This is a genomic window from Galbibacter orientalis DSM 19592 (assembly GCF_000260115.1).
GTDB lineage: Bacteria > Bacteroidota > Bacteroidia > Flavobacteriales > Flavobacteriaceae > Galbibacter > Galbibacter orientalis.
Genome location: NZ_JH651379.1, coordinates 1,816,123 through 1,838,496, shown reverse-complemented (window position 1 = coordinate 1,838,496; position 22,374 = coordinate 1,816,123). Strand labels below are relative to the sequence as shown.

Here is a 22,374-nt window from a genome sequence, read left to right as displayed (position 1 = left end):
TCTATATTCTATATTCTTCTCTTTTAACTCATTAACTTTTTTACTTCCTACTTCGGACTTCCGACTCCCGACTTTTTCAATCTTTCAATCTTTCAATCTTTCAATCCTTCAATCTTTCAATCTTTAACTCATTAACTTTTCACTTTTTGACTCAACAGAAACAACACCGCTTCGCTACAAGAAAACAGCGTAAAAATTAAACTGCAAAAACTAATAATGTACCTTTGCAAAATAAGATGCATTGAATGGTACAGAAAGTTTTACAGTTTCTAAAAAGCTACAATTTTACAAAAGGATTAATAATAAGTACTACCGCTTTTAGCGCTGTTACTTTTTGTTATTTCTTTTTGAATATGACTATTGGAGCAGGCGTTGCATTTGGAGTTTTACTCGCTTCAGCAAGTGATATTCCCGGAAATAAAAAACACCATATTTACGGAATTTTTATTTCTTTATTCCTAGCCGTTCTTAGTTATGTAGTAATTCATCTTACTATTCCGTACCCTCTACTATTAATTCCGTCATTAGCTATTTTAGTCTTTCTCAATTCGTATATTTCGGTATATGGTTTTAGAGCTTCTCTCATTGCTTTCTCTGGATTATTAGCGGTCTCTTTGAGCTTTGCCCACCCGCTCACTGGAATTGAAATTTTCTATAATGCACTTTATATTATTTGTGGCGGAATTTGGTATTTATTAATTTCTCTGATTTTTGAAAGTGTAAGAACTAAACAATATAGTGATGAGTTACTTACAGAATGTATGCAGCTTACTGCTGAATATTTAAGCACTCGTGTTGCACTTTTATCTGCTACAGATAGAGAGAATGCCCTAAATAGACAATTACGATTACAGAATGAGTTAAATGAAAAACACGAAACACTAAGAACTATTTTATTAAGGCAACGGCAGCGTTCTGGCTCTATGAAATCCAAACGCCAGCAGTTACTTCTTTTTATTGAACTTATAGACATTTTAGAGTTTGCCGTTGCAAATCCGCTTAACTATCAAAAATTTGATAACAGTAGTGATGCTTTTAAAAAGGTTGCTGTAGAAATAGCTACCACTATGGAAGCCGTAGCAAATAGACTTATAGAAATTTCCAACCACCGATTAAAAGGTAGAAAAATTTCTGAAAGTACAACAATTTCAAAACAATTAGAAGTTTCTAATGAAAAGATTGAAGAGCTAAAACTTCAATTAGACCTTAAAAAAAATAGAGAAGAAATATTAATCCTCAGAAATTTATACGACTACACAGAACGGCAGTTTCATAAAGTAAATACTATTGAGAATATTGTAAATAATAACTTGCATAACGAAATCTCTATTCTTAAAAGAACAGACCGCCTAAAATTTATTACCACACAAGATTATAGCTACAAAATACTGCTTGAAAACCTCACATTAAAATCGCCCATTTTCAAACATTCGTTGCGCTTGGTTGTAACGGTTTTAATTGGTTACACTATCGGAAGTTTTTTCGAACTCCAAAATGCATATTGGATTTTACTAACCATTATTGTTATTATGCGTCCTGGATATGTGCTTACCAAAGAACGATCACAACAACGTATTATTGGAACTTTAATTGGTGGCGCTATTGCAGTTGGAATTGTTTTGCTCACCAATAATTTAGGGGTTTACATTGCTGTTACTTTTGTTGCAATGACGCTATCCTTTACTTTTATTCAGCAAAACTATAAAGCATCGGCTGTATTTATTACACTTACCATTGTATTTGTTTATGCCATGCTATCTCCAGATGCTCTCACCATTATCAAATTTAGAGTTATTGATACGCTTATTGGGGCTATTATAGCAAGCATTACAAACTTAATTTTATGGCCGTCTTGGGAGAGCGAGAATATTACTAATTTAATTACTGATGCTGTTACCACCAATAAAAAATATTTACAAGAAGTAAAACACCTCTATCACGACAAAGAAACCGTAAAAACACCTTATAAAATTTCTAGAAAACATGCTTTTATTGCTATCGGGAATTTACATGCTGGCTTCCAAAGAATGACACAAGAACCAAAATGGAAACAGCAAAATTTAAATAAATTATACCCGTTGTGCATTTAGGCAATATTGATTTTTAGGTTATTGATATTTCTGTTGAATTCAAATATGTTTATATATTGAATGACCGTCATAGCCGTAATCTTAGATAATATTCTGTTTTTGAATCCCTCAAAAGATTTAGCATAATTCCTTCGAATCATAAATTGGTCGCAAAGTTGAGAAAACAATGTTTCAATACGCTTTCTGGATTTCTTAAAAACGTACGGCTGCTCCCTATAGTTATGCTGGTTTGTTCTCATAGGGGTTTCAAGTCTAATATTATGATATTCAAATAAATTCAATTGATATTCAGCCGACAAATACCCTTTATCACCAAGTAATATGCAATCACTTAATTGATGCTTTATATCCTTTAAATAATTAATATCGTGCACAGAGGCTGGACTAATATCCATACTTTCGATAACACCCTGAGCAGAACAGACAGCATGTAATTTATATCCATAATAATGGCTTGATTGACTTGCACAATATCCTTTTTCGGGCAGACTGTAGTTTTGTTCTTTACATATCTTACTTCTAGCGCTTCTTGATAATTTACAGACCTCTAACGGCATACTGTCAACAATATAACAATGCTCAGATTTATTCAACTTTCTCACTAATGCCTTGCGAAGTGATTCTCTAAAAGAAAACAACTTACGCTTTCTTCTATTGTAGACACTGCGCTCTATTTTGCTGGATAGACCAGCAGGTAACATTCGAAAAAGCTGGCATTCACTATCAACACTCATATATTCTGATGTTAAATCAATAGCTATAAGCTCTTTATCTCTTAATTTAGGTTTACGGATTTGATGTAAATAATCCATTTTACAATCCAATTCTTTTAAAACCTTGAGGATTTTGTCGTAATTTGCTTGAAAGTTGTGCATATAAATTATAGTGTGGTTACTACAATTTACTGCATTTTAGCAGTTTGCACAACTTTTTCTAAATGCACAACGGGTAAATTATATGAAATTGTAGTAACTCAAAACACGCTCTTATCTGCAACAGCATCATTGGGAACTTATATTCAAATTCATCATACCACAGATGCTTCCAAATATTTTGATGCTTATATGACCGCTATAGACAATCAATTAGCATGCAGTGAAGCTACCTTAAAAAATGAAACTTTTACAGAAATAGAAACCCTTAATTTAGAAGAAACTAAAAATTACCTCCAACAAGTTTTTGAAAGTTTATCGCAAAAAAGAAATAGTGAAATTGATGCAGGAATGCTAGAAATCAATTCCGAATTGAGAGAACAATTAAAAGAGGTTCGAATAATTTCTGAGCAACTTGAATGGCTCCATAATTTATCAAAAAACCTCCATACTGCTATTAATGGGTATATAGAGAGGGTTGAAAATTTGTAGAGTGGAAATGAGGAAGTAAAAAAGTCGGAAGACCGAAGTCGGGAGACAGAAGGCAGTATTCAGTAGGCAGTTTTTCTTTGTAACATCATAACTCCATAACAGCATAACTTTTTAACTCAAAGATGCAAAGTGGCAAAAGATGTAAATGTGTTAATTTGAAGATTTGGAAATGAGGAAGTAAAAAAAGTCGGAAGACCGAAGTCGGAAGACCGAAGTCGGGAGACAGAAGGCAGTGTTCAGTAGGCAGTTTTTCTCTGTAACATCATAACTCCATAACAGCATAACTTTTTAACTCAAAGATGCAAAGGGCAGTAAGCATTAGGCGGTAGGCGGTAGGCAGTTCAGTAGGCAAGGCAGTTTTTTCTTTGTAACAGCATAACTTTTTAACTCAAAGATGTAAATGTGTTAATTTGAAGATTTGGAAATGTGGAAGTAAAAAAAGTCGGAAGACCGAAGTCGGGAGACAGAAGGCAGTGTTCAGTAGGCTGAAGACAGGAGACAGAAGTCAGAAGCAGTGTTCAATAAATAATTTTTTCAAATTCTTTAATCTTCCAGCTTCGGGCTTCGGACTTCTTCAATCAAGAGTCAGGAATTAAGAGTCTAGAAAAATCTATATTCTTTTCTCTATATTCTATATTCTTCTCTTTAACTCATTAACTTTTTTACTTCCTACTTCGGACATCCGACTCCCGACTTTTTCAATCCTTCAATCCTTCAATCCTTCAATCCTTCAATCCTTCAATCTTTCAATCTTTCAATCTTTCAATCTTATTTCCTTCCAACTCCCGACTTCAGACTTCGGGCTTCGGGCTTTTTTCAATCAAGAGTCAGGAATCAAGAGTCAAGAAAAATCTATATTCTTTTCTCTATATTCTATATTCTTCTCTTTAACTCATTAACTTTTTTTACTTCCTACTTCGGACTTCCGACTCCCGACTTTTTCAATCCTTCAATCCTTCAATCCTTCAATCTTTCAATCTTATTTCCTTCCAACTTCCGACTTCAGGCTTCGGGCTTCGGGCTTTTTCAATCAAGAGTCAGGAATCAAGAGTCAAGAAAAATCTATATTCTTTTCTCTATATTCTATATTCTTCTCTTTAACTCATTAACTTTTTTACTTCCTACTTCGGACATCCGACTCCTCCTACAAATCAAATTTATAAGCTGCTCCTGCTAAGATTTGAAATCCTTGTACAGGATAATTTACCAATCTATCGTATTGTGAGCCAGTTATATTATTTGCTTTAATAAAAGCAGACCACTGCTCTGTAATATCATAGCCGATATTTGCATTTAAATCAAAATACCCATCTAAATTCCTAACTATAGGGCCTTCAGAAGGAAGTAAATTTGGCGAATTAATATAATCTTTTCTTTCTCCTATATAAAAAGCATTTACTCCAGCCGACCATTTTCCTTTAGAATAGTTTCCAAATAAGGATCCCTTAATTGTAGGTAAATTCCATGCCTCAGCTTCATCGTCTGTAGAATAATCTGAAAATTGTCCATTAATCCCTAGGGTAAAATCGCGCGTTAAATCCACATTTATTTCACCAAAAACAGAAATAGTAGTAACATCATCATAAACCACTTCAAAAGAATTTCCAAAAGCATACCCCTCATCATTCACAATTCCGCTATCTGAACCTGTATTGTAGGAGTTTGAACGATATAAATATTTATTATTTTCTTTGATATAAGACCCCTTGATATTATAACCAACATTAGGCAAAAAACGCCCTTTTAAACCAGCAAAACCATTGTACTTCTGGTCGGTTGGCATCATATTTATTGTTGGAGAAACATATGGATTCTCCTGAGCATACTCGTAATACGAATTCTGTTTCAAATCTCCTTTAATACCTCCATATGCCGCAACATATTCTTCCACAATATCATAGGAAACATCTACTTCAGGGTAGAAAAACACATCTCCATCACTATTTTCAAGATCCTGATTATAATAAACAGAGGCTCCTAAATTAATTGCCAATCTATCGGTTAAAATCTGAATGCTTGGTGTAACACCCCCAAATATATTACTGTAATTAATCTCGTCTGTATTTGCGTATTGACGATCAAAATTTCCTCCTACATAATCTACCTCTACATCCAAACTGAGTAGCTCCTCTCCTACTGGAAATTGAAATTTAGGTTTTAAAACTGCCCTGTTTTCTCCAGAGCTAAATCCATCCCAAAAACGACGGTAATAGATTTCTCCTCCTGTAAAATAAGAATCCACAAAATCCATATTCGCTCCTACAAATCCTGTATAATAGCTCTGTTTTTCGTCGATACTATTAATTTGAGTTTCGCTATATACCCCTTGCGGAATTCCGTACCAATTATAGATTTGATGTTTAAACCCTCCATTTACACCCCAACTCATATAACGATCTCGCTGACGATAATACGCTTCTAAGGAAGTATTATAAAACTTATCATCTAAAACTACATTATCAATTCCTCCTTGAGAAGAATGATGATTCAACATCACATCTAAACTTTCGTCTCTACTAAAATCGTGACTCGTATAAAAGTCTAATTTAGCAGAATTGTAATTCCCAAGACCAAGCGATAAATACGAATTATACAAACGCTCTTTTACAGCTTTTTGAAGCCCCGTAGCCTTCCCCTTTGCAGGTGTAAAAGTAGAAGCTACTGGTACCGAAAAGATGTTATAATTAATTGTTTTTTTTGCAGTAGTTATAGAATCGTTTAACGAAGGTTTTTCCTGAATTTTATTAGCATCAGAAATTGTTGGCGTATATGGTTTTACAACATTTACAACCTGTGTTCCTATGTTTTCATCTTGCTTTTCATCAGTTTCCTTTTCCTGCGCCATCACAGTATAACTGCTTGATAAAATGAGAAGTGCACTTATTATTAAATTCTTGCGCATTGTATGTCGTTGTATGTTATTATCTTTTTTTATTTGAATAGTTTGCATAAATCCTTACTTAATTTTGATTAGGATTAACAGAAGAGTTTCTTTCAGATTCCTTAGCTTTCATAATAGAAAGTTGTGTTTTTGCCTCTTCCACAATTGCTGGATATTGCGAAAAATTATCAATTACACTTTGCAAAATATAGGTTGCCTGAAAAGCATCGTCCATAGCAAAGAAATTCTTTGCCATAATAATTAAACCTTTTCCTCCTGTTTCTTTATACGCAGAGTAATCTTTTGCTAAACGCTGAGCCGACGCATTTGATGCCTCGTAATTTTTTTCTTTGTTTTTAAAATAAGCATCGTAATACAGTGCTTCCGCAGCTAATTCTCCTGTTGCTATTTTTTGAACTTCAGCATATGCCTTTTTTGCTTTTGTTTCATCTCCTGTAGCAATAGCAGAACGTGCAATCATGGTATAAGCATCACTTTTTATTCTATCATCTACTTTTGAAGTATTCAATACTTTTTCAGCATATGTAATAGTTTGCGGATAATTTTTCAGCTCATAACTCGCTTTCATAATATTAGATTGGGCAAAAATGATATTCTGCTGAAAATCTGCTCCTTCTTCTAATGTTTTTAATACGGAAATTGCTTTGTTATAATTTTTGTTTTCTAAATAAATCTCTCCTGCTCTAACGTAAGCTTCTTCTGAAAATTCATTTCGCTTTTCATTCACTATATATTTATAATGAGATAATGCCTTTTGTTTATCTCCGCTTTTGTAATAAAGTTGCGCTAGATAAAAATGCGACTTCAAAGCATTGGAACCCTGAGGGAATTCATTTAAATAATTTTCAAAACCTTTAATTGCTGAAGTAGATTTATTCTGAACATACTGGCGCTCGGCAGATTCAAAAGAAGCACTTTCCAATTCGCTCTCTGTTACATTTACAAAACCTAAACCTTTAACCCAAGAAGCATATTCTCCAACGCGACCTTCATCTACATAAACCTGTTTTGCCGTACTTACCGCCTGAAGTGCTTCTGGAGTGTTTGGATAGGTATTTACAACCGCTTTAAATTTTGATAAAGCCTTTTCATTCTGACCGCCATTATAATAAACTAAACCTTCTTTTAGCATTGCTTTTGGCACAAAAGAACTCATTCGGTACTCCGATGCTAATTTTGCATATGCTTCAATTCCCTTTTCTGTTTGGTTGCTATTTATAAAGGTATTTCCTAACTCATAATACGCATCATCTCTTAATGGAGAAGTTGGAAATTGATTCACAAACGCCTGTAGTTCGCTTATCTTTTTCTCATTCCTATCTACAAAACCATAGCTTATAGCTTTTTGAAAATGTGCATAATCTGCAGCTGCTCCGCCAAGTTCAATAGCTTTATTGTACGCTTCCATTGCTGGCCAATATTGGCTATCGGCAAATTGACTATCGGCAAGTCGTAAGTAACTATCCTTTATTCTAGCTACATCTTCACTATTAGCATTAATATACTTTTTAAAATGAGTAGCGGCATTGCTATAATCTTTCTGTTTAAAATAAGTATATGCCAAATTATAGTTTAAATTCTTGTATTCTGGAGTCTGCAATGCCATTGTAGACTGTTCAAACTGCTTAAATCCTATAACCGCTTCCTCGTAATTTTCTAACAAATAATCTACTTCTGCATTCCAAAAAGTAGCTCTCGCAGTAAAAAGTGGATCTTGTTGCTCTTTCTTAGATTTGCCAAAATACTCTTTTGCCTCTGCATAATTCCCTTCATTAAAAAGCTCTAATCCACGGTAAAACGCAACTTTCTGGTAGGTAGTTTTAGAACTGTAATTTTTATTACTTTCAAGCAATTCTAAAGCAGCATCATAATTTTTTGATGTAATGTAAGAATCCACTAATAGCTCTTGTATCTCTTGAGTATTTTCACTCTTTGGATATTCCTTTAAATAATTAGTGAGCACTAAAGGCGCACTTTGATATGGATTCCCTATTTCGTAACTCAACCGTGCATAATTTAAAAATGCATCTTTTTTAATCTGCTCATCATAAGGCATTTGAGAGGCATTTCTAAACGCATTTAATGCTTGTTGTTTCTTATCAGTCTTTAAATAACATTCCCCTAAATGGTAATATGCATTTTGCGCTACGGAATTACTTCCTTCTACAATTTTATTAAACTGATTAATAGCCAATTCATATTCTCCTTGCTTATAATAGGCATATCCTAGCTGATAAAAATCGGTGTTATTCCATTTACCGTTTTTCCCCTGATATTCTTTTAAGTATGGAATAGCGGCCTCATATTCTTTTTTATTGAAGTAACTCTCTCCAATAATTTTGTTTAATTCTGAAGCTTCATTTCTATCGGCGGTTGCCAACTGTTCTTTTCCTAAAGCAATAGCCTCATCAAATTTTCCAAGTTTAAAATTCATATCCGCTTGGTAATACGACAAATTCTTATTGAGCGCTTGGTCTCCAGAGACTTGATCAAAATATTGATTAGCCTCATTATAATCGTCGCCTTGATATGCCATATATCCAATATAATATTTGGCTTGAGAACCATACTTTTGAGAATTAGAAACCCGCTCTAAATATTCTCTAGCAGGGGCATATTTTTTTGCCACAAAAAGCGAATATCCTTTTTTAAAGTTAAATTCGTCTCGCTCTGCATTACTCATTGATTGCTCTTCAGCAAGATCATACCAACGCAGTGCATTAGAATATTTAGCCTGATTAAAATAATAATCGGCCACATCCGTGTATGCAGAATTACGCTTTGTAGATGTAGGATAATTAGTTACAAATTCCTCCATCAACCTATCTGCTCCTAATTGATTTGTCCGAATGGCAGCATTGGCAATATAGTAAGCCGAGTTAGCCTCCGTTTCTTCATCAACAGTAGTTCTTTTTACATTTTGAAAAATTACCTGAGCGGCTTGATATTGTTTCTTATTATATAAATCTATAGCTTCATGATAATCCTTTTCGTTATACGTATAAACTTTCGATTCTTGTGCGTAAGAAAATGTACTTCCAAGTACAAATAGCACGGCAAACCCTTTATTGGTTAGATTCATAAAAATTAGTTTAATCCCTTAAATCGGTTTAAGCAGCCAACAACAGTGTTGTTACTTGTTATTTTTTAATTTGTCTTTCTCCTTCAAAAACTCAGTTTGAGGAAATCCATCCCTTTAGTCAAAAATACATGAATGAACCTATTTATAACGCAGATTTTTTGTTATAATTATCCTAAAGGAAGAAATTATGCTTACAAGCTTTTTTCAGGAACTTTCTTACATTACTTATTAGATCTTTTAGCTATTCAATCAAAATAATTTAAGACTTGAACCGATAAAAATTACATATTATATTTACCTTTACACGAAGTTTTTCTTAATCAATTAACCTAAAAGGTAAGCTTTAAGGGTGTCAAAAGAAATAACTCAATCAATTTCAGCATAAGTGTTGAAGCATTGCATCTCGATTATCGAGGATAACAAATATTAATTCTGAGAACTTAAAATATGAGTGAAGTAATTTTAGAGCTAAGAGACGTTGCTATTTATCAAAAAGAAAATTTGGTTTTAAGTGAAATCAATCTTAGTATTTCAGAAGGAGAATTTGTTTACTTAATCGGGAAAACTGGGAGTGGGAAAAGTAGTTTTATGAAAACACTTTATGGAGATCTTCCGCTAACCCAAGGGTCGGGAAACATTGTTGAATACGACCTTCGCACTTTAAAAGAAAAAGACATTCCTTTTTTAAGAAGAAAATTAGGAATTGTTTTTCAAGATTTTAAATTACTTCCAGACAGAACTATCAACGATAATTTATTATTTGTACTCAAAGCTACTGGATGGACAGATAAAAATAAAATAACTTCTAGAATAGACGAAGTCCTTACCAAAGTAGGAATGGCTACAAAAGGCTTTAAATTCCCGCATCAATTATCTGGAGGTGAGCAACAACGTGTAGCTATAGCAAGGGCTTTGCTAAACGACCCAGAACTTATCCTTGCCGACGAGCCTACTGGAAACTTAGATCCGCAAACCAGTGTTGAAGTAATGAAGGTTCTACAGGATATCAACAAAAATGGACGAACTATTTTAATGGCTACCCACGATTATGCACTGCTCTTAAAATTCCCTTCTAAAACACTAAAATGCGACGGTAGCAAGGTATTTGAAGTAGTGCAGAAGAATGTTTAGTTTTTAAGGCGGAAGTTTGTAAAGTAAAAAGTTAATGAGTTAAAGGAGACAAGAATAAAGATTTTTATTGTTTCTGGGGAAAAAGTTACGTTGTTACTAACAAAAAACTGCATACTAAACACTGTTTACTGTTACTGCCAACCGAACACTACAAATCAACTTTTCACCTTCCTAACAAACAAATAATAGAAATTAACCCCTAAAATAGCTGCATTTGTAATAATTATTGGAATAGAAGGCAACATAATCCCATAGATTACAAAAAAAATACATCCTATAGAATTTACTATTCTGAGTTTGGTTATTTCTTTCATAAAAAAAGAGAGTAATATCCCTAATGAAGCCACATAACCTATTAATTCTGTGATAGATGTATCTATAAATCCCATATCTAATTTAATAAATTACTCCCCCTTTTACCTAATAAGCTAAAGACACATACTTTAACTTTTTATAATAAATATACCTTAAAAGTAGATTTATTTTTACAAAATATTCAAAAAACATGGAATAATTCTAACAATCTATTATTTTTACATCAAAAGCTATCATAATAAGAAAAATATAATAGATGGAAATTTTAGGTATAGACATTGGTGCATCTGGAATGAAAGGAGCCATTGTAGACATAGAAAAGGGCGAATTATTAACGGAGCGTTTCCGAATAGAAACTCCAAGGCCAGCCACCCCTGGCGCCATGGCTGCCGTAATAAAAAAGATTGTTGCTCATTTTAAATGGAACGGACCAGTAGGTTGCGGCTTCCCTACAGCTATTAAAAATGGTGTAGCTCTTACTGAAAGTAATCTACACAAGAAATGGGTAGGCGTAAATGCTGAAGAATTATTTGAAAACGAAACAGGACTCCCGTTTATAGTTGCCAATGATGCTGATGTGGCTGGAATTGCCGAAATGAATTTTGGTGCTGGAAAAGGTAAAAAAGGATTCGTTCTAATTATTACGGTAGGAACTGGCTTGGGGTGTGGTGCATTTTACAACGGACAATTAATTCCGAATTTTGAACTAGGACAGATGTACTACAAAAAATATAAAAATGTAGAAAAATATGCTGCCAACTCTGTTCGAAAGAATAAAAACATGAGTTTTAAAAAATGGGGTAAGCGTTTTAATAAATTCTTAAACTATGTTGATTTAATTCTTTGTCCTGATTTATTTATTATTGGCGGCGGAGGAAGTAAATATTTTGAAGAATTTGAAGAATATTTAGACATGAAAGTCCCTACTATTCAAGCTGAAACATTAAACGAAGCTGGAATTATTGGTGCCGCTTATGCAGCCAAAGAATTGGCTACTGAAAAATCTCAATAAACTGACTAAAGCAGCTATATGTTTTCAAAAAAGCTTCTCGAAGTTTTATCTTCTTGATACTAAATACCTTTTTACAAAGTCAGAAAAACATTAAAGTATCATTCTAAAACAACAAAAAGCGGATAAAGATTTAATCTCTATCCGCTTCTTTATATAAATTTTTCGCTTTGCGAATTATCCTATTTGTTTTCCAAAACGCTTACGATCTGTTTCTTTTAAATAAATCTTACGGATACGCATAGTTTTTGGAGTTACCTCAACATACTCATCTTTTTGAATGTATTCTAAAGCTTCTTCCAAAGAGAATTTTATTGCAGGAACAATTTTCGCTTTATCATCTGCTCCAGAAGAACGTACGTTAGATAATTTTTTAGTCTTAGTAATATTAACGGTCATATCATCACTACGAGAGTTTTCACCTACAACCTGCCCTTCATAAATTTCCTCATTTGGATCTACAAAGAATTTCCCTCTATCTTGTAATTTATCAATAGAATAAGGAATTGCTTTTCCATTCTCCATAGAAATCAAAGACCCATTATTTCTTCCAGGAATTTCTCCTTTATATGGTTGATATTCTAAGAAACGGTGATTCATAATAGCCTCTCCAGCAGTAGCAGTAAGCAATTGGTTACGTAACCCAATAATACCTCTTGAAGGAATATTAAATACAATATTCATTCGGTCTCCTTTAGGTTCCATACTTAACATTTCTCCTTTACGAAGCGTTACCATTTCTACAGCTTTTCCAGAAACACTTTCTGGTAAATCTATAGTCAACTCTTCAATTGGCTCACATTTTGCACCATCAATCTCCTTGATAATAACCTGTGGCTGACCAATTTGCAGCTCATAACCTTCTCTACGCATGGTTTCAATCAAAACTGAAAGGTGTAATACCCCACGCCCGAAAACTAAGAATTTATCCGCACTATCAGTTTCATTAACTCTAAGCGCTAAGTTCTTTTCTAATTCCTTATTTAAACGATCTTTAATATGACGAGATGTTACAAATTTACCATCTTTCCCAAAGAAAGGAGAGTCGTTAATTGTAAACAACATACTCATTGTAGGCTCATCAATAGCAATAGTTTTTAAACCTTCAGGATTTTCAAAATCGGCTACAGTATCTCCAATTTCAAAACCTTCTAATCCAACAATTGCACAGATATCTCCTGTTTGTATTTCGTCTACTTTTATACGTCCAAGACCTTCAAAAACATGAAGTTCTTTAATTTTATTTTTCACTACAGAACCATCACGTTTTACCAACGAAATGTTTTGCCCTGCTTTTAATTCTCCTCTAGTTAAACGCCCAATAGCAATACGCCCAGTAAAGCTAGAGAAATCTAGAGATGTAATAAGCATTTGCGTATTTCCTTCTGGTAATTTTGGAGCTGGGATATGCTCAATAACCATATCCAACAATGGCTCTATGTTTTCTGTTTGATTTTTCCAATCGGTACTCATCCAGTTATTTTTAGCTGAACCATAAACCGTTGGGAAATCTAACTGCCACTCCTCTGCCCCTAATTCGAACATTAGATCGAATACTTTTTCATGAACTTCTTCTGGCGTACAGTTTTCTTTATCTACTTTATTAACAACCACACATGGCTTTAAGCCTAAATCGATTGCTTTTTGTAGTACAAAACGCGTTTGCGGCATTGGCCCTTCAAAAGCATCTACTAAAAGTAAAACCCCATCGGCCATATTTAAAACACGCTCTACCTCACCACCAAAATCGGCGTGACCAGGAGTATCGATAATATTAATTTTTGTGTCCTTATAAATAACAGATACATTTTTAGACGTAATGGTAATTCCACGCTCACGCTCTAAATCGTTATTATCAAGAATTAAATCTCCCGTATTTTCGTTTTCACGAAATAACTGACAGTGATACATTATTTTATCAACCAACGTAGTTTTTCCGTGGTCAACGTGCGCAATAATTGCTATGTTTTTAATAGAAGTCATATTATACCCTCGCTTTTAAGGGCGCAAAGGTAATGTATATTTATTTTAGATGAAGCATAAAATCAAAAATATTTAATTATTTGATTATTAACTCATTACAATCGTTTTAACAAATTCCCATCGTATCTATAACCAGCAAAGTATCAATGCTTTATTCTAAATAAAGAAAATCTCATTAATCTTTAATTAATCAGCAAACAAATTATTTCATAAAAGAGTATCTTTGTTTTATAATTCTTATTGAAATGAAACATCCATGTCTAAATTTTAGACACACATTGAAATGATTATTTGGATGTTCCATGTGACCGTTAAAAACAATAAAATAAACACATGAAATTAGAGAACATTCCACAGATAAAACATATAAATAGCAACAATTTCTTTTTATTAGCAGGTCCATGTGCTATTGAAGGAGAAGAAATGGCAATGCGAATTGCAGAAAAAGCAGTTGCTATTACCGATAAACTCCAAATTCCATACGTTTTTAAAGGAAGTTTCAAAAAAGCTAATCGTAGTCGTATTGACTCTTTCACGGGAATTGGCGATGAAAAAGCACTTAAAATACTAAGAAAAGTTTCTGAAACTTTTAATGTGCCCACAGTTACAGATATTCATGAAATAAGTGATGCTGAAATGGCTGCCGAATATGTGGATGTTTTACAAATTCCAGCTTTTCTAGTGCGCCAAACCGATTTGGTAGTTGCTGCTGCCAATACAGGAAAAACCATCAACTTAAAAAAAGGACAATTTATGAGTCCTGAAAGCATGCAGCATGCCGTACAAAAAGTATTAGATTGCGGCAATGAACAAGCTGTAATTACAGACCGCGGAACTATGTTTGGATACCAAGACATGATTGTAGATTTTAGAGGTATCCCAACCATGAAACAATATGCGCCTGTTGTATTAGATGTTACACACTCTCTACAACAACCTAACCAAAGCAGTGGCGTAACGGGAGGACGTCCAGAAATGATTGGAACTATTGCAAAAGCTGGAATTGCAGCAGGTGTAAATGGTTTATTTATGGAAACTCATTTTGACCCTGCAAATGCAAAAAGTGACGGAGCAAATATGCTCCATTTAGACTTACTAGAAAACCTCTTAAATCAATTAATTGCTATTAGACAGACCATAAATAATTTTTAAAATAATAGTATATTTAACTTGAAATAGAATATATTTTCTGCTATATTGTCAATTAATTAAAAAATAATTGACATGAGAGAAACTATACACTTAATTACTGAGAAAATTTTAAGTTTCATGCCCAGTATTCTGGGAGCCATAATCGTTTTATTTATTGGATGGTTAATTGCTCGTGGAGTAAAAGCTGTTGTTATAAAAATACTAAAGAAAACTTCTTTGGATGAAAAAATTCTGAGTAAAACTGACCTCGGCAATACCAACATTTTTTTAGGCAATATATTTTATTATGTTATCATGATTATTGTAATTATGGTGGTACTGGAACTACTAGGCGTAAGTCAAGTACTTACTCCGCTTGAAAATATGGTAGCCGAAATTTTAAGTTTTATTCCGAGTATTATTGCAGGATTCCTAATTGCTTTTGCCGGTTACTTATTAGCAAAATTCGTTTCAAACCTTATCAATTTAGGAGGATCATTTCTTGATAAATTGATAGATAAAACAGGATTTAAAGACACAGAAATGCTTGTTAATATTGTTCAAAAAGTAATCTTTATTTTAATTTTTGTACCCTTTTTAATTCAAGCTTTCCATGCATTAAATATTAAATCCATATCGGAACCTGCTAATAACATTTTATTAAAATTTACCAATTTAATCGGAGAAGTATTAGTAGCATCTGCCATTCTAGTTCTTTTTATTTGGGGAGGAAAATACCTTACCAACCTTATTGAAGATTTACTTAAAAGCTTAAAACTTGACAGCCTATCAGAAAAAATTCAGCTGCATAAAATCATAGGAGAAAAACAATCATTAGCAAAAATAGTATCTAATGTTTGTTACTTTTTTATTGTTTTCTTCGGAATTATTACTGCTGTAGAAATTTTACAATTAGACCATCTTACCTATATTTTAAATGAGATTCTAACCCTTACTGGACAAATTATTTTTGGCCTTTTAATTCTAGCCATTGGTAATTACATCTCGTTGCTTATTTATAATATGGTTTCAAAATCAAACAATAATAATTTTATTGCTGGAATTGTTAGAGCTGCATCTTTAGCATTATTCATTACCATTTCCTTAAGAGCCATGGGCATAGCTAACGAAATTGTAGAAATTGCCTTTACTTTTATTATTGGAGCATTGGCAGTAACAGTTGCTTTAAGTTATGGGCTTGGAGGAAGAGAAGCTGCAGGCGAACATTTTAAGGAAATTCTTCAAAAAATGAAATCTAAATCTCCTTCAAACAAAGAGGAATAACTACAAACTACTCCTATATTTTTTAGGGGTTTTCTTATAAAAACGCTTAAATGCCGCACTAAAATGTGTGGCATTTTTGTATCCAATTTTTTCAGCTATTTCATAAATTGGAAGTTGTGTTGCAATTAATAAATCGGAAGCTTTATTCATCTTCTCTTTTGTATAATACTCATTAATAGCGCACCCAAAAACTCTTTTAAATTCCTTTTTAAAAACATATTCATTAAGTGCTAAAACCCTCGACATTTCCTTAATAGAATAATTTTTATCGATATTTTCTTCCATCAATTGCTTAGCCGCATATAATTTCTTCAAAATCTTATCCTGACTCGTTCCAACTTTTGCTACAACACCATTTTTATAGCGCTCTATTTGTATTGCTAATAACTCAATAACTTTAGACTCTAAATACAAACGCCTACTAATACCATTCATTTCGGTCTCTTGCATACTCATTAAAATAGACAATATATTATTGGCTATGGGCTGGATTATATTTGTATCTGTAAAAGAGTTAAAAACCGATATATCTGTAATTCCTCGCTTTTTTAAATACGTTATCGGAATTGTAATTCTAATTTCCCTAAAAGGCTTTCCTCCTGTTAAACGGACATAGCCTTTAAATTGCTCAATTCTAGAAGTATAGCATTCCTGACTTTCATTTAAAATATCAGTATTCCCTCGTAATGAAATAATTTTTTCTCCATCAATTAAATAAGACATTTGTAAAACATCCTCTTGATATTCATCATAAAAAACAAGATCTCTTTCAAGCTCTATATTGCTAGCATGTATAGAAACTCCATCTATTTTTGTATATAAAATAGACCCCTTTCCATATTTAGGATGTAATTTATATTCTGAATATTCATAATCAAATTCGTTTTCCGATAAAGAACTGAAAGCAATTATATCCTTAAAGCCCTTTTCTTCTTTTAAAAGATTGATTAATTCACAATTAATAAAATCACGTCTTTTTTTTTCCATATCGCGTCACTAATGCTGCGTTTGCTTTTCTAAATTTGCCTTCAACTTTATTTAGACCAAATATAAATAACTAATCTAAAAGATGAAACATCTATTTACCATTTTATTCTTAGCACTCTCAATGCTTTCCTATGCACAAGAAGGAAACATTAAAGGAAAAGTTACCACAGAAAATGGCACTCCAATTTCTATGGCTAATATAATGCTCAAAAATACTAACAAAGGGACAGAAACCAACTACAATGGTGCTTTTAATTTAAAAGCTATAGCTGCTGGAAATTATACCCTAGTAGCAAAATACATTGGTTTTGTTAGTAAAGAAATTGAAGTAAATGTTCAAAACGACAACACTACACAGCTAGGAACAATTGTTCTTCAAGAATCTACAGAAGCCTTAGATGAAGTAGTTGTAAATGGAAACGGGCATGCAGATTTCCTAGTAAAACAACCATCTTCTTCCCTCCGTTTAAAGACAGAAGTTTTGGATTTACCTCAAAACATTCAAATAATTAGCAATCAACTAATCAAGAATCAAAACTTAATTAGTATGATGGAAAATGTTACTAGAAACGTGAGTGGAGCTCAAATGATAGAACATTGGGGAACTTTTGCACGTATTAATATGCGTGGATTTAAGCTTCCTGCTTTTAGAAATGGAATGAATGTAGAGTTGCCTTGGGGACCATTATCTGAAGATATGTCTATGGTGCAAAACATAGAATTTGTAAAAGGTCCTGCTGGATTTATGTTATCTGCTGGAGAGCCTGGAGGTTTTTACAATGTTGTTACTAAAAAACCTGTAAAAGAGAGCATTAACGAAATATCTTTTACTGCTGGAAGCTTTAATAGTTATAGAGGCACTTTTGATTCTGGTGGTTCTTTAACTACAGACGGAAAACTACAATACCGTTTGAATGGAATGTATGAGAATAACGAGTCTTTTAGAGAGTACGAAGAAAGTAGTCGATTAAGTATCGTGCCTTCTCTTAAATATGAAATTTCTGATAAAACATCTGTTACTACTGAATTTACTTACCAAGAGTCTGATCAAATAACTGGAGCAGCATACATATTTGCCCCAGTAGAAGATGGTTTTGGAAGTTTAGACCAAGATTTTACTTTTTTAGATGAAGATTTCCCACAATCTGAAATAGTAGAATTAAGCATTTTAGCAAATGTAACACATAACTTTAACGACAAATGGTCAATCCAAGGGCAATATATGTATATGGATTATACGGTAGAAGGATCTTCAGCTTGGCCTACTTCTGTTCCTGGAAATGGCGATTTCTACAGAGGTGTTTCTATTTGGGATGCCGTAAGTACTAACGAATTAGCCCAAGTTTATTTTAACGGAGAGTTTAATACAGGAAGTATTAAGCACAAAGTAATGGGAGGTTTTGATTATAGATATTTACAATATTGGGCCGATTGGGGACAAGGAGGTACTTTTGATGTAAATGGTCCTTTTAATATCTACAACCCTGTATATGGAAATGCAGTATATCCTGAATTTGATAGAACGCAATCTGTAAAAGAAAGAGGGAAAGGAAACTACCAAGGAAATAAATACAATGCGTTTTATTTACAAGATGAATTATGGATGTTTAAAGACCGTCTTCGTTTAACTCTAGCAGCACGCTATAACGATGCTTCTATTTTTGCTTACGGAAGTCAAAGTCAAGATGCTAAAATAACTCCTAGAATAGGTCTAAATTTCGAAATATTACCTGGATTTACAGCTTACGGTTTGTATGATGAGGCTTTCACTCCACAATACGGACAAAGCTATGACAATAAGAAATTCGATCCATTAGAATCCTCAGATATTGAAGGAGGATTGAAAAAAGAATGGTTTAATGGTAATCTTAACACAAGCTTTTCGGTATATCAAATTACTAAAAACAATTATTTAGTTCAAGATATAGAACATACAGATGAAAATGGAAACTACAGATTCTCAACACAAACAGGACAAGTGCAGTCTAAAGGTTTTGAATTTGATATGCAAGGACAGATTTCTCCTGCTATTAACGTAGTATTAAATTACGCAAATACTAATGTAGAGATTACAAAAGATACCGATCCTACAAATATAGGAACTCGCGTTGCAGGACACGCAAAACACATTACCAATGGATGGGTAAATTATACCTTCCAACCCGGAACTGCATTACAAGGATTTGGAGCTTCTCTTGGATACCAGTATCAAGTAGATCGTGCTACATGGGCATGGGCTGCCGATAATGAATCTGAATTACCTAACTATTTTAGAATGGATGGGGGCTTATTCTGGACTAATGATCATTTTAGAGTGAATTTGAATATTAATAATATTTTAGACGAATATCTATATTCTGGTTCCGCGTATGCAGATTACCTGTATTGGCAAAGTGAACCAGGCATAAACGGAAGAATAACTATTGCTTATAGGTTCTAAAAAATAATTCTAAAGCCATATTTTAAGAATCTATATCTAGCTACTACATCAGTATACCAATATCGGTTTTAAAAGATTATTAATATCATAATTAATAAAATCACGTCTTTTTTTATCCATATCGCGTCACTAATGATGTAGTAGCTTTTTTAAATTTGCGGTCTAGTTTATTTAGACCAAATACAAATAATAATTGAATACATGAAAAATATAGTTACTATACTATTCTTAACTATTACCTCTTTTGTTTTTGCTCAACAAGGGCAAATTAAAGGGCAAGTAATTTCCAACAGCGGGGAAGTTATTCCTGGCGCAAATATAATTTTAACAGGAACAAATATTGGAATTAACACAGATGAATCTGGTTATTTTGAAATTGAAAACGTTCCAGCAAAAAGATATAAAATAAAAGTATCCTATATTGGGTTTAGAACCACTTCAAAAGATATTCGTGTTTACAACAACCAAACTACCAATATAGGTACTATTGAAATTATTGAAAAGAGTGAAGAGCTTGGAGAAGTAGTTTTAGAAGGATATAAAAAGAATAAATTTTACAGATCAGAAAGCACTATTGTCTCTAAACTTCCTCTAAAAGACATTGAAAACCCACAAGTATACAATACCGTTTCGAGCAAGTTATTAAACGAACAAGTTATTACAAATTTTGAAGATGCGTTAAAAAATGCACCTGGTATATACAAACTTTGGGAATCTACAGGTCGTGGTGGCGATGGTGGCGGTTATTACTCTTTAAGAGGTTTTGCGGTACAACCAACCATGATGAATGGATTACCTAGTTTAACCAACGGAACTATGGATCCTGCAAATATTGAAAATGTAGAAATTATAAAAGGCCCATCGGGTACTTTATATGGGAGTAGTCTAATTTCTTATGGTGGATTAATAAATGTAAACACAAAGCGTCCACATTTTGACGGATTTGGAGGAAGTATTTCTTATACTGGAGGAAGCTATGGATTAAACCGTGTTACTGCAGACATCAATACTTTATTAAATGAAGAAGAAACTGTAGCGCTTCGTATTAATACTGCCTATCATACCCAAAATAGTTTTCAGGATGCAGGCTTAAAAAAATCTATTTATGTAGCTCCGTCTCTAGCTTACAAAGCAAACGACCGATTGACTTTCAATATCAACACTGAATTTTACAGTGGAGAAAATACTAACCAAACTATGTTATTTCTAGATAGAGGTGCAGAATTAAGGGTGCATAATATTGATGAATTAGGCTATGATAATAACCGTTCTTACACCAGTAACGATTTAACAATTAAAAACCCTACGTTTAGTGTTCAAGGGGAAATGCGTTACAAATTGAGCGATAATTGGACTTCACAAACAGCTATATCGAGTTCGAGTGCAAAATCTAATGGGTATTATTCGTATTTATATGAAATAACAAATACCGTAGATCAAGTTTCTCCAATTAACGATGGGATTATCCTTTCTCGTTATACAAGCAAACAAAATTCAGAAAAAACAGGAGTAGATATCCAACAAAACTTTATTGGAGAATTCAATTTAGGAAACTTGAAAAACAAAATGGTTGCAGGATTGGATTATTACAATCAACGTATTATTAACAATAGTACAGGGTATGCAAACCAAGGATTTGTTTATATAGGTACTAATAATGACGAGTTTGCTGCTGTTGCTCCTGCTCTTCACCAACAATTTGGAACTCCAATGAATGATGGTTTTGTTGACGATACAGGTATTTTAACACAAGCTGGTGCAGATGCTAGTATTGCTACATTAGGAAATCCAAGCGCTCAATACAGCGAGACGAAACAAGAAATATACAGTGCATATGTATCTGATGTTATTTACTTTCTGCCTCAGTTATCTGCAATGGCTAGTTTAAGACTTGATCATTTCTCTAATGATGCACACGAGCAAACTGCGCTGTCTCCTAAATTCGGATTAATTTACCAACCAATCTTAGACAAGGTTTCAATTTTTGCTAATTATATGAATGGATTTAGCAATGTTGCTCCAAGAATTGTTCAAGATGGAGAAACAACTACAACACTAAGTTTTGATCCTGAAAAAGCAAATCAATTTGAAGTTGGAACAAAACTGAGTTTATTTGAAAACAAGCTTGCTGCCACTTTAAGTTACTATGATATAAAAGTAAGTAACATTGTTTTAAGCACAAGTCCTACCACCTACTCTCAGGGAGGAGAACAGTACAGTAAAGGTTTTGAAACAAGTATTACTGCCAACCCTATTGAAGGATTAAATATCATTGCTGGTTATAGCTATAACGACAGTAAAGTTACCGAAGGTGCGGAAGATTTTGTTAATAAACGACCAGAACAAGCAGGACCTCAAAATTTGGCTAACTTATGGGCTAGCTACCATTTTTACAATGGTTCTTTAAAAGGTTTTGGTGCAGGTTTTGGAGGAAACTATGCTAGTGATAATATGATTTTTAACAGAAACTTAGCCGGTACATTTACAGTTCCTGAATATACAGTTTTAAATGCGTCTATATTTTACGAAGTAAAAGACTTTAGCATTACTCTTAAATTAAACAATATTGCAAACGAAGAATATTACACTGGTTGGTCTACTGTGAGTCCGCAAATGCCAAGATCATTCTCTGCAAACTTTACTTATAACTTTTAAT

Annotated in this window: 14 protein-coding genes; 8 read left to right on the top strand and 6 right to left on the bottom strand. The window is 33.2% G+C overall.

The genetic code is table 11. The annotated features are described in order from the left end of the window. Nucleotides 1-245 precede the first annotated feature (245 nt). A complete protein-coding gene (locus tag JOOMADRAFT_RS19670) occupies nt 246-2,090 on the top strand; it encodes an FUSC family protein (RefSeq protein WP_050989671.1) in 1,845 nt (614 codons plus the stop codon). Here the strand turns inward: JOOMADRAFT_RS19670 and JOOMADRAFT_RS08095 are convergent. Then, on the bottom strand, nt 2,087-2,965 hold the full coding sequence (locus JOOMADRAFT_RS08095) for an IS982 family transposase (RefSeq protein WP_008610872.1): 879 nt from the start codon (nt 2,963-2,965) through the stop codon (nt 2,087-2,089). The two genes, JOOMADRAFT_RS19670 and JOOMADRAFT_RS08095, sit on opposite strands and share 4 nt — an antisense overlap. A gap of 12 nt (nt 2,966-2,977) precedes the next feature. Between JOOMADRAFT_RS08095 and JOOMADRAFT_RS08090 the strand changes: the two genes are divergently transcribed. Further along, entirely contained in the window at nt 2,978-3,454 is a 477-nt protein-coding gene (locus JOOMADRAFT_RS08090) for a hypothetical protein (RefSeq protein WP_157136666.1), read from the top strand. A 1,144-nt stretch (nt 3,455-4,598) separates the two neighbouring features. On the opposite strand, the gene JOOMADRAFT_RS08085 is transcribed toward JOOMADRAFT_RS08090, so the two are convergent. After that, nucleotides 4,599-6,404, bottom strand: coding sequence for a TonB-dependent receptor domain-containing protein (locus JOOMADRAFT_RS08085; RefSeq protein ID WP_008612494.1), 1,806 nt, complete (start codon nt 6,402-6,404; stop codon nt 4,599-4,601). A gap of 10 nt (nt 6,405-6,414) precedes the next feature. Further along, complete coding sequence (locus JOOMADRAFT_RS08080) at nt 6,415-9,438, bottom strand: tetratricopeptide repeat protein (RefSeq protein WP_008612493.1); 3,024 nt, start codon at nt 9,436-9,438, stop codon at nt 6,415-6,417. 447 nt (nt 9,439-9,885) lie between these two features. Here JOOMADRAFT_RS08080 and JOOMADRAFT_RS08075 point away from each other — a divergent pair, with 447 nt between their 5' ends. Further along, nucleotides 9,886-10,569 (top strand): cell division ATP-binding protein FtsE, encoded by a 684-nt coding sequence (locus JOOMADRAFT_RS08075; protein ID WP_008612492.1) that lies wholly within the window; start codon nt 9,886-9,888, stop codon nt 10,567-10,569. Nucleotides 10,570-10,724: 155 nt separating this feature from the next. Here the strand turns inward: JOOMADRAFT_RS08075 and JOOMADRAFT_RS20725 are convergent, their stop codons facing one another. Further along, nucleotides 10,725-10,958, bottom strand: a complete 234-nt coding sequence (locus JOOMADRAFT_RS20725; protein ID WP_008612491.1) for a YgjV family protein — start codon at nt 10,956-10,958, stop codon at nt 10,725-10,727. Between the two features lie 182 nt (nt 10,959-11,140). Between JOOMADRAFT_RS20725 and ppgK the strand changes: the two genes are divergently transcribed. Then, entirely contained in the window at nt 11,141-11,896 is a 756-nt protein-coding gene (ppgK, locus tag JOOMADRAFT_RS08065; protein ID WP_008612490.1) for a polyphosphate--glucose phosphotransferase, read from the top strand. A 174-nt stretch (nt 11,897-12,070) separates the two neighbouring features. On the opposite strand, the gene typA is transcribed toward ppgK, so the two are convergent. Continuing rightward, a complete protein-coding gene (gene typA, locus JOOMADRAFT_RS08060; RefSeq protein WP_008612489.1) occupies nt 12,071-13,876 on the bottom strand; it encodes a translational GTPase TypA in 1,806 nt (601 codons plus the stop codon). 333 nt (nt 13,877-14,209) lie between these two features. Here typA and kdsA point away from each other — a divergent pair, with 333 nt between their 5' ends. Together kdsA and JOOMADRAFT_RS08050 are read left to right on the top strand one after the other, a co-directional pair. Beyond that, nucleotides 14,210-15,028 (top strand): 3-deoxy-8-phosphooctulonate synthase, encoded by an 819-nt coding sequence (gene kdsA, locus JOOMADRAFT_RS08055; RefSeq protein WP_008612488.1) that lies wholly within the window; start codon nt 14,210-14,212, stop codon nt 15,026-15,028. A 72-nt stretch (nt 15,029-15,100) separates the two neighbouring features. Continuing rightward, complete coding sequence (locus JOOMADRAFT_RS08050) at nt 15,101-16,291, top strand: mechanosensitive ion channel (RefSeq protein ID WP_008612487.1); 1,191 nt, start codon at nt 15,101-15,103, stop codon at nt 16,289-16,291. On the opposite strand, the gene JOOMADRAFT_RS08045 is transcribed toward JOOMADRAFT_RS08050, so the two are convergent. After that, nucleotides 16,292-17,278 (bottom strand): helix-turn-helix transcriptional regulator, encoded by a 987-nt coding sequence (locus JOOMADRAFT_RS08045; protein ID WP_008612486.1) that lies wholly within the window; start codon nt 17,276-17,278, stop codon nt 16,292-16,294. It lies immediately after the preceding gene. A gap of 82 nt (nt 17,279-17,360) precedes the next feature. Here JOOMADRAFT_RS08045 and JOOMADRAFT_RS08040 point away from each other — a divergent pair, with 82 nt between their 5' ends. Together JOOMADRAFT_RS08040 and JOOMADRAFT_RS08035 are read left to right on the top strand one after the other, a co-directional pair. Further along, entirely contained in the window at nt 17,361-19,718 is a 2,358-nt protein-coding gene (locus JOOMADRAFT_RS08040) for a TonB-dependent receptor (RefSeq protein ID WP_008612485.1), read from the top strand. Between the two features lie 201 nt (nt 19,719-19,919). Continuing rightward, nucleotides 19,920-22,373 (top strand): TonB-dependent receptor, encoded by a 2,454-nt coding sequence (locus JOOMADRAFT_RS08035; protein ID WP_008612484.1) that lies wholly within the window; start codon nt 19,920-19,922, stop codon nt 22,371-22,373. Nucleotide 22,374 lies beyond the last annotated feature (1 nt).

Bases quoted from the DNA above. Each gene is read 5' to 3' on its own strand.
- JOOMADRAFT_RS19670 (WP_050989671.1), top strand. From the start codon at position 246: ATGGTACAGAAAGTTTTACAGTTTCTAAAAAGCTACAATTTTACAAAA.
- JOOMADRAFT_RS08095 (WP_008610872.1), bottom strand. From the start codon at position 2,965: ATGCACAACTTTCAAGCAAATTACGACAAAATCCTCAAGGTTTTAAAA.
- JOOMADRAFT_RS08085 (WP_008612494.1), bottom strand. From the start codon at position 6,404: ATGCAAACTATTCAAATAAAAAAAGATAATAACATACAACGACATACA.
- JOOMADRAFT_RS08080 (WP_008612493.1), bottom strand. From the start codon at position 9,438: ATGAATCTAACCAATAAAGGGTTTGCCGTGCTATTTGTACTTGGAAGT.
- JOOMADRAFT_RS08075 (WP_008612492.1), top strand. From the start codon at position 9,886: ATGAGTGAAGTAATTTTAGAGCTAAGAGACGTTGCTATTTATCAAAAA.
- JOOMADRAFT_RS20725 (WP_008612491.1), bottom strand. From the start codon at position 10,958: ATGGGATTTATAGATACATCTATCACAGAATTAATAGGTTATGTGGCT.
- ppgK (WP_008612490.1), top strand. From the start codon at position 11,141: ATGGAAATTTTAGGTATAGACATTGGTGCATCTGGAATGAAAGGAGCC.
- typA (WP_008612489.1), bottom strand. From the start codon at position 13,876: ATGACTTCTATTAAAAACATAGCAATTATTGCGCACGTTGACCACGGA.
- kdsA (WP_008612488.1), top strand. From the start codon at position 14,210: ATGAAATTAGAGAACATTCCACAGATAAAACATATAAATAGCAACAAT.
- JOOMADRAFT_RS08050 (WP_008612487.1), top strand. From the start codon at position 15,101: ATGAGAGAAACTATACACTTAATTACTGAGAAAATTTTAAGTTTCATG.
- JOOMADRAFT_RS08045 (WP_008612486.1), bottom strand. From the start codon at position 17,278: ATGGAAAAAAAAAGACGTGATTTTATTAATTGTGAATTAATCAATCTT.
- JOOMADRAFT_RS08040 (WP_008612485.1), top strand. From the start codon at position 17,361: ATGAAACATCTATTTACCATTTTATTCTTAGCACTCTCAATGCTTTCC.
- JOOMADRAFT_RS08035 (WP_008612484.1), top strand. From the start codon at position 19,920: ATGAAAAATATAGTTACTATACTATTCTTAACTATTACCTCTTTTGTT.